Source organism: Streptomyces sp. NPDC042638, assembly GCF_040647235.1.
Lineage (GTDB): Bacteria > Actinomycetota > Actinomycetes > Streptomycetales > Streptomycetaceae > Streptomyces > Streptomyces rameus.
In genome coordinates this window covers 1-13,685 of sequence record NZ_JBEZBT010000009.1, presented here as the reverse complement: position 1 = coordinate 13,685, position 13,685 = coordinate 1, and the positions used below count along the sequence as shown (strand labels likewise).

Genomic DNA, 13,685 nt, shown 5'->3' with positions numbered 1-13,685 from the left:
AAGGGTCTGTCGGTGCCATGGCTCCATCACGTGGTCGTGGACGCCCCGGCCTGCCGGTCACGGAGTCGGCCGGGTCGGGCTGCCCATCTCGGTCCGGCTCCGCCTTCCGACTCCCAAGCGTCCTGTCCGTCGAGGCCGCTCTCGGCGAGTGCCAGCAGGCGCGGAGCCGACAATGTGTTCTCGGGGTCGGCGGCGGCGGTCAGCAGCCGGGTGGCTGCTCCGGCCGGCTCGTCCGGGGGGATCACCAGCAGTTCCCAGCGTCCCACGGTGCCACAGTCCACGGTGATGGCATGCGCCTCGGCGGCGGACTCGGTCAGGACCACCTCGATCACGTGGCCGGGCGCCATCACCTCCTGCGGGGCACCGGGCCAGGCGGCGGTCCCCACGGTCACGCGGGTGACGGTGCCGCTGCTCGGATCCAGGGAACCGACCAGTGCGGGCAATTCGAGTTCGAGTGCGTCGCAGCGCGGCCACCATGCGCCGTCCAGCGGGCCGTGGCTGACGTCCGGCGTGAGGCGCAGCCGGGGTATGGGCATCCGGTAGGAGTGTCCGTGACCTGGCGCGGTACCCTCGGCGGGCTTTGTGATGGCGTTCATCGTGTGATCCCGTTCCGGGCGCTGCTTTCCGGCTGCCGGTGTCAGTCACTCGCCGGGAACGGCGCCGCCGTGGTCGTGCGCCCGGAAGTTCTCGGTAGCTGACACGCTACTCCCAGCCGTGGCGGGCGGCGTGGTGCGCAGCCATCGCGCCGAGAAGCAGGCAGCCATCCCGTGGAGACACCTCGGTACGGCGGACAACGGGTCACGTGACCGCCCCGGCCGTACGACCGCCGGCTCATCGCTCCTCTGCCACGTCATCGGCGTGCCGAGAGCTGCCCTTCGAGGGACAGAGTCAACACGCATGGGGCAATGGAGCCGGGCAGCCCGACGACCTCCCCTACGTTCTGCCAGCCCCAGGACGAGAAGGCGGCCTGTCCTGCCCGGTCGGCAGGATGCAGCAGGGTGATCCCGAGGGAGGAGTGCAGCTCTGTGAGCAGACGCTGTTGCAGCCGGCGGGCGATGTCGCGGTGCTGAACGTGCGGGTGGGCCACGACCTGGGTGAGGGCGACGAACCGTGCGCGGGAGGTGAGCCGCTGGATGATCGCCTGGAGCGTTCCGTCGGACCCCCGGCTGCCGGAGCCTTCAGAGCCCATCGGACAACCGAAGGCGCAACCGACCAGCACCGTCGTCTCGGCGACCAGCAGGGCGAAGCCGGGGCGGCGGGCGGTGATCGACAAGCGGTGCAGGAAGTCCCCGCGATTGTGGTACCGCTCGCCCGTGGTGCCTGCGACGGACTCCGCAGCCAGGTCCGCGATGTCCGCGCGCATGTCTTCTGCCTGCCAGCGGGTCAGCCGACGAAGGCGGATCCCGTCCTTGAGGACCGGCTGGTCCGGTCGGCGAGCGGGGTCCTCGGGCGCCCCCGTCGCGGCACTCATGAGGTCGTCGGACGCGGCGGGCGGCACAGGACTCGTGGGGGCCGTAGGGAGCAGCGAAGTCGATCCCGTGGCATCAAGGAGCCGGGTGATCTGAGCGCACGGATGGTGCAGCCGCAGGCGAGCGTGGACCCGGTCGGCGCGCTGTGCTGCCGACAGCAGGACGTCCAAGCCCCTGGCGTCGCAGGAGCCGACCGTGGTCAGGTCGATGTCGATCACGGTGACACCGTCCAGCAGACACTGCTCCACTGCGGCCCGCAGCAGCGGCGTCGTGGCCGGCCCTATGTCGCCGGCAAGCGTGACGAGCGTCCGCTCTCCTAGGTTCCGCCGATGGATGTCCAGCCGGGAAAAGGTCATCACGTCTCCCCTCGGCGGGGTTGCGGACCTGCACGGGCGCTCAGCGCAGCCCTTGCCGTGATGAGCTCGCGCTGAGTTGCTTCGACCGCGGCGTACATGGCCTCGACCCGTCTCCGCGCCGACCACTGGGGCGACCCGGATTCACTCGTCTCTCGCCAAGGACGACCCGGCGTGGCAGCCGGAGTGCGTGATGCCCTCGGTACTTCAACCGTACGTCGGCCGCAACCGGAAGCGGCTGGGTCGAAGGGCACGGCACAGGTAGGGGCCGCGTCACCTGATGGGCCGTTCTCCAACGTCAGAACGGTGGTGATACTGCGGCTGCTCGTAAGGGTGTGCACCTCACAGCCGAGGGCCGACAAGGTGAGGGGGCACCACCTCGCCTCTGCCCTGTCGCGACACGTGCCACTGGATGCGCGCCGCTCTTGACACAACACCGGCCGCCGCGCCCTGAACACAGCACAGTGCCCGCGATCGAAGCCGGGCGGCAGAGCGGGCGGACGAATTGAATGCCAGCTCACTTCCGAACCCACATGCGACGCGACCTCCGCTCACCGGGTCTCCGAACCCATCCGAGCGAAACGACCCACGGCGGGCCTTCGCGGAGCCCCCCTCGGTGAGCCCCTGGTGCACTTCTCGGGTGGAGTCAGGTATCTACGGCTCGGACCCTCCAGGCCGTGCATCCCGGAGCGCGTCTCCCATCCGTCCTGACACCCCTCGCCGCGGTTCCGGCGCCGTCACCCGACGCCCGCGAGTGCGCTTCGACGGCTGGATCGCGGGCGGTGGGAACCTCCTTCGGCACACGGATCGTGCTCGGGCACCAGCAGGGCTCGCCCTTCGGAGCAGTCAGCGACGTGATGCTGGAGGGGGGCCGGCGGGACGGACTGCTGCTGCCCCGAGACGCGACACTGCGAACTTCATTAGCGGCACCTACGTATGCGACGCGATCCGTGTCGTCCCGGTCGAGGTGAGCGTCACGGACGACGCCCGAACCGTCACCGCCGGGCCACTCGACCTTCGTTTCACCACCAGACCGGCGAGGGCTTCTGGGCTTCGCGCTGCCGACCGTGTCCGTCGCGCTTGCCCACCGTCCGGCACGGAGCGCGCTGACGGCAGGGCCGCCCGCCTGTTGCTGCCGGGCGTGCGCATCCGCGGCAGCGCCGGGCAGGGCCGCCGGGGAGTGGTACGGCGCCCGAGAACTGCTGCCGATCAGTGCCGTCTCGGCCGCCTATGAGGGCGTGGACCTCGGGGCGATTGCAGCGGTCGTGCGGACCGTGCGCTTCGGCCCGGAGTGACGGCGCCAGGGCAGGGGTACCCGGCCATACCTATGGCCAGGCATCCACCGGGCCTTCACTGCGTGTGTGCCGGGTCGGTCCTGGCTCTCGGGGAACAGGGCACCGCGATCTCAGAGGGCGCTCACGCGCTGGGCTGCACCGACGCCATACGCCGCCTCAGTCACCGTGCTCGCGGAATCGCGGATCTGTCGCGAGGAGGTAATCCGCCTACACGACGCAGCCTGTCGTCCATCCAAGTGCCGAAGGCGGCGAGGGTGCTGCAGCGCACTCGCCCAGCAGATACCGGCACTGTCGGACTCACGCCGGATGACTTCGCGGGACCTGCTGGTCACCCGGTAGATACAGATGGTTCGCCGGGCAGGCATGAGTAACCCGGCAGATGGCTCCCATCGGCTGTGCAGAGCACTGGTCGGCGGCGGCCCAAAGCCATCCGTGCTGGAGGAACCGCGTGAACGGCGAATCGACTATCCCATCCTGCGAGATGCGCTTCCCCGCAGTCAGGGCGAGCATCACCGCGGCCCGACACTGGGTCCGCGACTGCGCGGACGGTTTCGGCGGCCCGCTGCGCCAGCACCGGATGATCGAGACCGCCGAACTGCTCGTATCGGAACTGATCACCAATGCCATCCGCCACGGCTCCGGTTCACCCCTGATCCAGCTCACCTGGAACGGGCGGTGGTTGCGCATAGCCGTCAGCGATTCCAGCGACCGCTGGCCCCGCAAGCGCGCCACTGCGAACACCGAGCCCGGCGGTTTTGGCATGCAACTCCTCGACCGACTCGCCCGACGCTGGGACGTCACCCCGGGTCACCCCGGCAAAACGGTTTGGGCCGAACTCAGCCTCGACTCCTGAGCGCGGTGGCGGAGCTCACCACCAACAGCGTCGTCCACGGCACCGACTCGGGCCCACTGCGGAGCCGGGCCGAGAGCGACCAGATCGTCTGCGAGGTCCAAGCCGGCGGCCTCACGCCACACCCCATCGGCCGGGCCAGCTATCAACGACCCGAGAGCGACCGATCAACGTCTTCACCACCGCTCACCGGGGCGTGGGTGACGCTCACAGGTGACTGGGTATCACCATGGTCATCCCCGCCACCCCACCGTCGAACAGGCTCGCTCCGGGTAGGGAATCAGGAGTAGGCCATCATGGCTGCGGGGTCGGGGCTGCATCCCGCCGGACGGCTGCGATCGCTGTGCCAGTCCAGTATCAGGACCGTGGCGTCGTCCTTGAGGCTGCCGTGGCAGCCGTTGTACACCGCCGCGGTCAGGGTTTGAACGGCTTCTCGGGGTGCAGCGCGCGTGTGTCGTGAATGACCGAGGGCAGGTCGACGGCCGCGGCACCGCGTTCCTGCAATCCGTCGGTGAGCAGGACCAGGCGGTCCCCGGGTCTCAAGAGCAGTTCCTGTAGGCGGTAGGTGGTGGGTGCCGCCACACCGAAGGGCTGGTTGACGGCGGCGTGCAGTCGGAGCCGTCGCTGTGGACGCGGGACTGGATGACCGAGTGCTGCCGTACTGCCAGGAGGCCCAGGCCGTCGTCTGGGGCGAGCGCGGGGCACGCGTCAACTGCATCAGCCCTGGCATCATCCTCACTCCGCTGGCCCGGGACGAGATGTCCGGACCCGGCAGCGAGGGATACCACCGCATGATCGAGACCTCGGCCGCCGGGCGCGTCGGCACCCCGACGAGGTCGCCGAGGCGGCGGCGTTCCAGCTCGGCCGGCAGGCTGGCTTGTTAACTACTCGCCGTGACTGGGAGGGGCATGTGTCGTTGGCTGAAGCATGAAAACATGCAGAGGCACTGTGGCGGTGGGCCTGACGGCTGTAGCGATGGGTGCTGGAATCGCTAGCGCCGAGCCGGCGGCAGCCGGGGGTATCGGTGTCATCGGAAGCCCGGCATTCGACAACACTTGTATCACCATCGATCACACAAGCAAGGCTGTGGCCGAAACCGTGCACACATCTGGTTTCTTGAATAACGTCGCCCAGCTCCCGCTCAGCAACCCCTACCAGCACTGCGGAGGCGCTGATCTGGGGCCGCTTCTGCTGGCTCTGGATGTGGAGCTGGTGACCGCCGTCGACAGCGTGTAGGTCGCAGAGGCTGTCGGATGGCGGGGCGGCACCGGCCGCTCTTGGCTGCGGCCCAGCACTCGCCGGTCAACGACGACCCGCCACATAGGACACGGTCTTAATCACCGGCTCCGACCTTCTGATGGACGGCGGCGTCATCGCGGCGTTGCACACCGGAGCGCTGTCGCGGCGACTCCACTCTTGTGGCCTCTCGGCTTCACACCTCGCTGGGCGCGGCGCGCCCGTACCAGGCCGCCGCGGTCGACGACGTACGGACACAGCCGCAGGATCTCGCCGCCCGTCCCACCGCGATCGCTGCCTGAGGCCATCAACGCGGTAGGGACAACCTGGAACGCCTGGGCAACTCGGCGTCCTTCGCCGCGCTGTGCGGAGTCAGCCCTGTCCCGCGTCGTCGGGCCGTTCGTGCCATGGTCGATGAAGGACTGTTGGTAAGACAGCCCACAAGGCAATCCGTCAATGCCGGTCCCGAGTGGACGAAGAGACAGCTCATTGTGAGCTCGCCCAGGACAGGTTGAGCGTCGGTTCGTTCGAAGCCATCCGGCGGTGACCGAGTCGCGCCGTTGTGGCGGGATCGATGGGACGCTTGCGCCGTGCCGTCCAGGGCGGGGGTCTGACTCATGAGATCTATGACCACAGTGTCCAGTCACAGGCTAGCCGTCTTTTCAGGCGCCATCACGGTTCAGACCGCCCGAACGGGCCGGTGCCATCCACCCAGCACGTCACCACGCGGGAGGCGAACCACCATGACTCATCGGCCCGGACAGTGCCGTCACTCTCCTGATCACCATGGGGGACAACCCCGAGCGGCTGAACACCGAGGCTTCTTTTGCTGCCCTTTGCGGAGTCAGCCCCGTTGAGTTTTCGTCGGGCCGTCGGAGCACGCGTCGGCTCAACTACGGCGGCGACCGGCAGGCGAACGCCGCCCTGCACCGCATCGTGTTCACCCGCCTGCGCCACGACCCGCGCACCCAGGTGTACTACGAACGCCGCACCCAGGAGGGCAAGACCCGCCGTGAGATCATCCGATGCCTCAAGCGATATGCCGCCCGCGAGGTCTTCAACCTGGTCAGACTGATTTCTCGCGCCCCCGCGTTATAGAGGCGTCCGTGCGACGAGGAGCCCCGCGGGTGCGGCCTGACGTGGCTTCTGAGCAGGTGGGTGATGACGCCGGTGTGGGCGGCTTCGCAATCGGTTGTCCTCTTGAGGGCTGGCGAAGCAAGCGCGCATCGGCAGCATGCGCTACGACCTGATGCGGAACGCGCGTCCCGGGGCGACGTGGAGCGGTCAACCACGACGCGCACGCTTGCTGAAGCGAAGCATGTCATCTCGTCATGTGATCACGCGGCCGATATGAAGTGTTCCTGCACCAGATGGATTTCACTGCGGCAGGTCACGGCGGAAGACCCCCTTGGCCGCATCGCTTTCCGGTTCCTTCCAACGCGGTTCGGGAGTCCTTAGGACGTCGGTGTGCCGTCGAGGCAGCGGAGGTAACCTGGTCGATCGAGTGGCTGGACAGGCGTGTCGCCGCTCCGTGAACCGTGGTTCTGGATCACTTTCAGTGCCGGGGCCACGGAGGGTCACCACAACCGCGATCATGAACGGCCGTGGGTGATGTGTTCCTCCAGGACCTGTGGTTCCACCAGGTCGACGGCGTAGTGATCGAAAACGCAGTGGTCGACGGTGAGTTGGTCATCGTGCGGGCCGCGCATCGGCAGGGCGGGCCACGTGTCCCGCCTGCGGAACGATGTCGGGCCGGGTGCACAGCCGGTACGTACGCCGCCTCGCCGATACTGCAGTCGCCGGGCGTCCCGTGGTGATCGAGTTACAGGTCCGGCGGTTCCGCTGCCGTGACCGCGCCTGCCGGCAGGCCACGTTCGTCGAGCAGGTCGACGGACTCACCGTCCGGCACGGACGGCGAAGCACCGGGCTGCAGACGGTGCTGCAACAGCTAGCGGTGATGCTGGCCGGCCGGGCGGGCGCCCGCCTGGCGAACACGCTCGCGGTCCGGACGAGCCGGTCGACGCTCCTACGGCTGATACGCCGTCTGCCGGAGCCCGAAGCGCACACGCCGCGGGTCCTCGGGGTGGACGACTTCGCCCTGCGCAAGGGACACAACTACGGCACGATCCTGGTGGACATCGACACGCGCCGGCCCATCGATCTGCTGCCCGACCGGACCACAGCGACGGTGGCCGCCTGGCTCGCCGACCACCCCGGCGTCGAGGTGATCTGCCGTGACCGGTCCACCGCATACGCCGAGGCCGGACGACTCGGCGCCCCGGACGCGGTCCACGTCGCGGATCGGTGGCACGTCTGGAAGAACCTGGCCGAGGCCGTCGAAAAGACGGTCATCCAGCACCGCGCCCTACTGCGCGAGCCGGAGAACACCGCCCCGGTCCACGCCGCCGAACCCCCGGAGAGCCTGGATCCCGCACCGTCCTCCCCGGGTGAACCACGACAGTCGGGCCGTCTGTCCGACCGGGTGCGCGAGCAGCACGCGGCCGTCCACGCCCTGCTGGATGAGGGGCTCGGGCTGCGGCCGATCGCCCGTCGGCTGGGCCTGGCCCGCAACACCGTCCGCCGCCTCGCCCATGCGGCCACCGCGGACGAGCTCCTGGTCGGACGGTGGACCGGCCGGACCAGCATCCTCGACCCCTACAAGCCCTATCTGCATCAGCGGTGGGCGGAAGGCTGCACCGTCGCCGGCCGTCTGTTCGAGTAAGTCCGCGAGCGAGGCTATCCCGGTGGCGAGAGCGTGGTGAAAAGGTACGTCCAACGGCTCCGCGAAGCTTTCCCGCACGACGATCCGCCCCGCAAGCACCCATCCGTGCGGGATGTGGCCAGCTGGATCACCCGCCGTCCCGACCGCCTCGACGACGACCAGGCCCAGCGGCTCAAGCAGATCCTCGTCCGCTGCCCCGCCCTCGACCGAACTGCCGAACACGTCCGTGCCTTCGCCGAGTTGATGAACGACCGCCGGGGCCAGGACCTCGGTCAATGGATGGATCGCGTGCAGGCTGACGATCTGTCCGCCCTGCACGGCTTCGTCAATGGCCTCGGCCAAGACCTCGACGCCGTCGTCGCCGGGCTCAGCCTCCGCTACAGCTCCGGCGCCGTCGAGGGCCACAACAACAAGATCAAGATGATCAAGCGGCAGATGTTCGGCCGCGCCAACTTCGACCTGCTCCGCAAGCGGGTCCTCCTCGCGGCGTGAGGCCGTTCATGATCGCGGTTGTGGTGACCCTCCGTGGCCCCGGCACTGAAAGTGATCCAGAACCCAGGTTCAGAGACCGCCGACACAGGCGTTACTCGCCAGCGGTGCAAGGGTCTTCCCCGACCAGCCGATCAGTTCGCCTTGGGCTTCCCCACGGCGCGCCACGTACGGGCCCTTCGACAGACAGAAGGAACTGCGCCGGTACCGGTATGGCTCAGGCCCGGCTGCGGGTTGCCGCTGTCATCTCCGCGATGAGTGAAGGCCGAGGTGTCAGCGGTTCCGAGCAGCGACAGCGAGATCACCACACCGCTGCCGCCCGCGTGAGAAGCCGGACGGCAGGGCGGGCGGGCGTATGGGGTGCGCGCTCACTTCCGAACCCGCACGCGATGCGTCCTCCGCCCACCGGATCCCCCTGTGCATACGGTCGAAACACCTCCCTCCCAGTGCTTGGCGATGCGCGGAGCCGGTAAAGGCTCCCTCGGGGCGTGTGGCGGCCATCGTGGCCGGATTGGGCAGCTCTCGGCCCGGCGCCGTGTTCACCCGTCTCCGACGGGTGCTGTCGGGGGCGGGAGCGGCGACGAGGAACCGGTCTGGGTAACCCGTGCAGCGCGCCGGGGGGTGCAGCAGGAGACCGGGGCCACATCGGCCCGTGTCCCGGACCGCGATCCGCTCAGCTTTCGAGACAGCGCCCCAGCAGGGCTGTTCCGGTGCCGTCCTGCGTTCCCCTCCGCGGCGTGTTCCCGGCCTGGTTCCCGGGCGCACAGCCGGAAGTCTCACTGAGCAAGCAGCCCGGTCGCCCTTGGTGGTGATCCCCGGCGTGGGCGCCACGCCGGCCGGGTATTGAGCTGAATCATCGACTGCCGTTCCCGAGCCGCGAAAGATCAGGTGGGCGGACACACCGACGGCGACGGTGTGAGATACCGATGTCGGTGGCTTGTGACCCCGTCGGCGGGGCGAGGGCCCGAGCCGAAGGCTCAAAAGGTCTGGTGCTCGGTGCCATCGGCGTCCGTATGTCAGGCTCACCCCGTGGTCGAGGAGAGGGGCGAGCCACAAAAGCCGCCGTCTTCGTTCGGCACACGCCGACCAGCGGTTCGCCCGGTTCTCACCGAAGAACCTCGCCACGGTCGTATGAGTGCTCCCGCACTGAGCAGAAGCAGCCGGCAGCCCCGGTGACCGCGTGGCCATGGAGGCATCCTCATCCATGCGGAGAAGGTCTCCTGGTGCATCAGGTCTACGTTCGAGCGCCCCGGTAACCATCCGTGACGCCGGCACCGGTCTCCGGGCGGCACGGCCCATGACCAGCACGAGGACAGCCGGCATCTCCCGCATCTCCTCGCTCCCGGGCACCCTGCGCGAGGCGTGCGGGATGGGTGACCCAGGCACAGTGGTCCCCGTCCGTACTCTGCGAAGTCGCGGAACCCGTCGGTGTCCCGGACGAGAGGGCGTCTTCGCCCCGGTTGTCGTCCTCCCACCAGCCGAATGGCCCGATGGGCTGCTCCGGCGTGGCGCCGAGTACGCCAGGCCCTTTCGTGCGGTGCTGCATCGGAACCACGAGCCGTCCCTTCCACGCCGGTCTCCGCTGGCGGGCGGCTGGCAGCCGTCCGGCCCGCTTCCGGTCTGCGCAACGATCCTGTCTGCGTTTCGGCCGGTGGGGCGCTGCATGCGACCTGGGGGCGAGGGTGTGATCAGCCGGGATCCGGTGCCCCCGTTCGTTGCCACGCGTCCGCCATCGCTCCCGTCCGGTTCGGTCCTCGGCGTCACCGATGGCGGTCACTGCGCGCCGACCTCGTCCCCTACGGCTGGCAACGAATCGGCCCGGGCACGCCCTACGAAGGACGGGGCGGACCGAGGTCAATGGCGCGCAGCTCAGCGCGGGGGACTGCGGAGCGTGCGAGTCGCTGCTCGGACCGTGGCGCCGTCGAGGGGTGCAGCCGTTGTGCGTCCGCTCCTGCAAGCAGATGCTTGGAAGGTAGAGCGCTGACGGCGCCCTCGACAGTGACACAGCGAGGACGGACATGTGGTGACCAGCTTGACACCTGCCCCCGGGGCGGACGATCAGGGCGACCCGCTGAGTATCACGCGGGCAGCCGTTGTCATGCTGAACGACCGGACACAGGTGACCGGCTGGAGTCCGCAGGCCGAACAGATGCTCGGCTACCAGGCCATGGAGGTGCTTGGCCAAACGATCGGCTCGCTGTCGGCACAGGCAGGCGTGGCGAACTCGGACTGGCTGAGCTCCCAACCGGACAGCGGATCCCTTGGGCGCCTGGTCCTCCGTCATCGGTCCGGCCACCTGCTCCGGGCGGCGACATCGCTGTGCAGGCTCCCGGAGGCGGCCGGCACCGCTTACCTCCTGCTGCTGGCGGACGCCGAGGAACATGCGGAGTGGCAACTACGGCAGGCCATGCTGCACGGTCTCGCAGCCGAGTCCCCGATCGCCCTGACGATCTACGGCCCCGACTTGCGGATGGTATGGGCCAATGCCGCGGCGCGCAAGGAACTGCCGGGGGAGTTCACACAGTATGTGGGGCTCGGCGAAGGCGATCTCTACCCCGGCAGACAGGTACTGTCCACCGGCGGCCCGCCCTCGGTGACGCATCTGATGAGCGAAGTGCTCCTCACCGGGCAGTCCGTCGTCGACCTGCCGTACCGGGGGCATACGCTCGCGGACCCGGACCGCGAGCACGTGTGGTCACTGTCCTACTACCGACTGCAGGACGCAGCCGGCCGGCCCCTGGGGGTCTGTGAGGAATCGGTCGACGTCACCGACATGTACCGGGCCCGGCAGAGACTGACACTGCTGAACAAGGCCGCCGCCCGGATCGGCAGCACCCTGGACCTGGGCCGCACCGCACAGGAGTTCGCTGCAATCGCCGTGCCCGAGATCGCCGACTTCATCGCTGTCGACTTGCTCGGTGCGGTACTGGACAGCCGGGAGCCGGACGCTCGGTCGGTCGGCCGCACAGGCGACATGCGCAGGGTCTTCCACCAGTCCGTCCGCGAGGACCTGCCAGAAGTCGTTGTCCCACCCGGCGGCGCGGTCGGATACGCGCAAGGGTCTCCGCAGTGGCGGTGCCTGGCACACGGAGAACCCGTCCTGGACGCCGTGCTGGCGCCGTCGAGCTCCTGGTTGGCCGCGGACGATGTACGCGGTTCCCGCATGCGGGAGCTGGGCATTCACTCCCACATGGTGGTCCCGCTCCGGGCGCGGGACGTCACCATGGGCGTGGCGACCCTGATGCGGTGGCGCACTCCCGAACCCTTCACGCAGGAGGATCTGCTCACCGTCGAGGAACTCGCGGCCCGGGCCGCGGTATGCATCGACAACGCACGCCGCTTCACGAGAGAGCGCCACTCGGCCCTCATGCTCCAGCGCAGCCTGCTTCCGCACGAACCGCCTGCTCACGCGGCCGTGGAAGCCGCCTACCGCTATCTGCCCGCCGACACGGAGGCGGGAGTGGGCGGTGACTGGTTCGATGTGCTGCCCCTGGCCTGTGGCCGGGTGGGGCTGGTGGTCGGCGATGTCATCGGACACGGGCTGCGAGCCGCTGCCACGATGGGCCGGCTGCGCACGGCTGTGCACACGCTCGCCGACCTGGACCTGCCGCCCGACGAACTGCTGGCACACCTCGACGACCTGGTGCAACGCCTGGCCGATGAGGCCGAGACGGCGCATCCCTACGGCGCCGAGGGTGTGGTCGGCGCCACCTGTCTGTACGGCGTCTACGACTCGGTCACGCGACGTGCGACGTTCGCCAGCGCCGGACACCCACCGCCTGCCCTCGCGCACAGGGACAAACCGGTCGAGTTCTGCGATATCCCGACCGGCCCCCCGCTCGGCGTGGGCGGCATGCCCTTCGAAGCAGTGGAGTGTGACATTCCGGACGACTGCGTCCTGGCCCTGTACACCGACGGCCTCATCACAGCGTCCTCAACCGATCCGGACATCGGACTGGCTCGACTGAGCTTCACGCTCGCCCATCCGGACCGTCCCCTGGAGGAGATCACCGGCACGCTGGAGCGCATCCTGCTGCCCGATCATCCTCCGGACGATGTCGCCTTCCTGGTTGCCCGGCCCCGCCCGCTGCCCGTCGGCAACGTTGCGTCCTGGAGACTGGCCTTCGCACCGGAAACGGCCGGAAGGGCCCGCGCGCTGAGCAGCGAGCGCCTTGCCCAATGGGGGCTTGAGGATCTGACCTTCTCGGCCGAGCTGATCGTCAGCGAACTGGTCACCAATGCGATCCGGCATGGGCGCGGCCCTGTCTCCCTGCGGCTGATCCGGACGGAGAGCCGTCTCATCTGCGCGGTCTCGGACGGGAGTAGTACCTCGCCCCACATGCGACGGGCGAAGATCGTGGAGGAGGGGGGCCGCGGCCTCTTCCTGGTGGCGCAGTTCGCCGCGCGCTGGGGCACCCGCCACACCGCTGACGGAAAGATCATCTGGGCGGAACTGCCTGCCCCGACGGTGGACACAGACGCCTTCCCCGAGTGACGCCGGCCCCATGACATGAGGGCGATGGCGGATGACCTATCGTTCAGCCCTTCCTGGTGCGGGGGTCGACGCAGGCGCGGGTGCGTTCGTCGAAGCGCGTGCGAGTGAGGACGATGGCGTGCAGGGCGTTGTTCGCCGCCCGGTCGCCACCGCGGTTGAGGCGGTGGTGGTGGGTTCGTCCGGACGAGGCCGGGATCGGTGCGACTCCTGCCAGGTGCGCGGACGCGCCCTCGGACCGGTGCGCTCCCACCGGCTCGCCGTCCAGGCCGGCGTCCGCGGGCAGCTGCGTGAGCACAGCGGCGCGGATCTCGGGGAACAAGCCGGTCATGCTGGTGCCTTGCCTTGAGTGCAGTAGCACTCGCCCGCCGGGCTGTACGGCGAGCTGGGCGCGGAAGCCGTCCTTCTCCAGACTGCGAGGTGTCTCATGAGACACCGGCGGCTGAGCTGCCTCTCCTACCGCCAAGTCATTGGCTCGGCTTGCACTGGCTGTTGTGCACGGTTGTCAGCAGACTGTCAGCACGAACCAGCGGTGCCCGGAAGGTGAGAACCCTTGCTTCTTGCGACTGGCAGTGTCGTCATCTGCCTATGGCTGATCCTCTTTACCTCGGTCGGCTGGCGGCGGCGCAGGCATGGCGGCGGCGGAGCATCCACTGCTGAGGCATGGGGCGAGCTCTTCCATCCGTCACAGCGGCACGTGCAACAGGAGCGGGAACGCCAACTTTGAACCGTTCCGGGTTCGGTAGAGATCTCAGTTGTTGGGTGTGACCTGGGGTTTC

The 13,685-nt window shown here is 68.8% G+C and carries 7 protein-coding genes and 4 pseudogenes; 7 read left to right on the top strand and 4 right to left on the bottom strand.

Going from position 1 to position 13,685, the window contains the following annotated elements; genetic code table 11:
• Window positions 1–26: 26 nt before the first annotated feature.
• Both AB0B40_RS10350 and AB0B40_RS10345 read right to left on the bottom strand, forming a co-directional pair.
• Entirely contained in the window at window positions 27–596 is a 570-nt protein-coding gene (locus AB0B40_RS10350; RefSeq protein ID WP_362263681.1) for a DUF5994 family protein, read from the bottom strand.
• A 254-nt stretch (window positions 597–850) separates the two neighbouring features.
• Complete coding sequence (locus tag AB0B40_RS10345; protein ID WP_362263680.1) at window positions 851–1,825, bottom strand: STAS domain-containing protein; 975 nt, start codon at window positions 1,823–1,825, stop codon at window positions 851–853.
• Between the two features lie 1,740 nt (window positions 1,826–3,565).
• On the opposite strand from AB0B40_RS10345, the gene AB0B40_RS10340 reads away from it, so the two are divergent.
• Both AB0B40_RS10340 and AB0B40_RS10335 read left to right on the top strand, forming a co-directional pair.
• Window positions 3,566–3,970 (top strand): ATP-binding protein, encoded by a 405-nt coding sequence (locus AB0B40_RS10340; RefSeq protein WP_362263679.1) that lies wholly within the window; start codon window positions 3,566–3,568, stop codon window positions 3,968–3,970.
• A gap of 2 nt (window positions 3,971–3,972) precedes the next feature.
• Window positions 3,973–4,071, top strand: a pseudogene (locus AB0B40_RS10335) (sensor histidine kinase); the annotation flags it as partial.
• A gap of 176 nt (window positions 4,072–4,247) precedes the next feature.
• Here the strand turns inward: AB0B40_RS10335 and AB0B40_RS10330 are convergent.
• Window positions 4,248–4,570, bottom strand: a pseudogene (locus AB0B40_RS10330) (SpoIIE family protein phosphatase); the annotation flags it as partial.
• A gap of 23 nt (window positions 4,571–4,593) precedes the next feature.
• Here AB0B40_RS10330 and AB0B40_RS10325 point away from each other — a divergent pair.
• The 5 genes and pseudogenes from AB0B40_RS10325 to AB0B40_RS10305 all read left to right on the top strand — a co-directional run bounded on the left by AB0B40_RS10325 (window position 4,594) and on the right by AB0B40_RS10305 (window position 12,909).
• Window positions 4,594–4,851 (top strand): SDR family oxidoreductase, encoded by a 258-nt coding sequence (locus AB0B40_RS10325; RefSeq protein ID WP_345047758.1) that lies wholly within the window; start codon window positions 4,594–4,596, stop codon window positions 4,849–4,851.
• A gap of 1,102 nt (window positions 4,852–5,953) precedes the next feature.
• Window positions 5,954–6,301, top strand: a pseudogene (locus AB0B40_RS10320) (IS110 family transposase); the annotation flags it as partial.
• 646 nt (window positions 6,302–6,947) lie between these two features.
• Complete coding sequence (locus AB0B40_RS10315; RefSeq protein ID WP_362263678.1) at window positions 6,948–7,925, top strand: ISL3 family transposase; 978 nt, start codon at window positions 6,948–6,950, stop codon at window positions 7,923–7,925.
• 105 nt (window positions 7,926–8,030) lie between these two features.
• Window positions 8,031–8,417 (top strand): transposase, encoded by a 387-nt coding sequence (locus tag AB0B40_RS10310; RefSeq protein WP_362263677.1) that lies wholly within the window; start codon window positions 8,031–8,033, stop codon window positions 8,415–8,417.
• Window positions 8,418–10,512: 2,095 nt separating this feature from the next.
• Window positions 10,513–12,909, top strand: coding sequence for a SpoIIE family protein phosphatase (locus AB0B40_RS10305; RefSeq protein WP_362263676.1), 2,397 nt, complete (start codon window positions 10,513–10,515; stop codon window positions 12,907–12,909).
• Window positions 12,910–12,985: 76 nt separating this feature from the next.
• Here AB0B40_RS10305 and AB0B40_RS10300 read toward each other — a convergent pair.
• A pseudogene (locus tag AB0B40_RS10300) lies at window positions 12,986–13,147 on the bottom strand (transposase); the annotation flags it as partial.
• Window positions 13,148–13,685: the final 538 nt, after the last annotated feature.

What these genes read in the sequence shown, in the direction of transcription:
- AB0B40_RS10350 (WP_362263681.1), bottom strand. Translation starts at nt 596, where the DNA reads ATGAACGCCATCACAAAGCCCGCCGAGGGTACCGCGCCAGGTCACGGA.
- AB0B40_RS10345 (WP_362263680.1), bottom strand. Translation starts at nt 1,825, where the DNA reads ATGACCTTTTCCCGGCTGGACATCCATCGGCGGAACCTAGGAGAGCGG.
- AB0B40_RS10315 (WP_362263678.1), top strand. Translation starts at nt 6,948, where the DNA reads ATGTCGGGCCGGGTGCACAGCCGGTACGTACGCCGCCTCGCCGATACT.
- AB0B40_RS10305 (WP_362263676.1), top strand. Translation starts at nt 10,513, where the DNA reads ATGCTGAACGACCGGACACAGGTGACCGGCTGGAGTCCGCAGGCCGAA.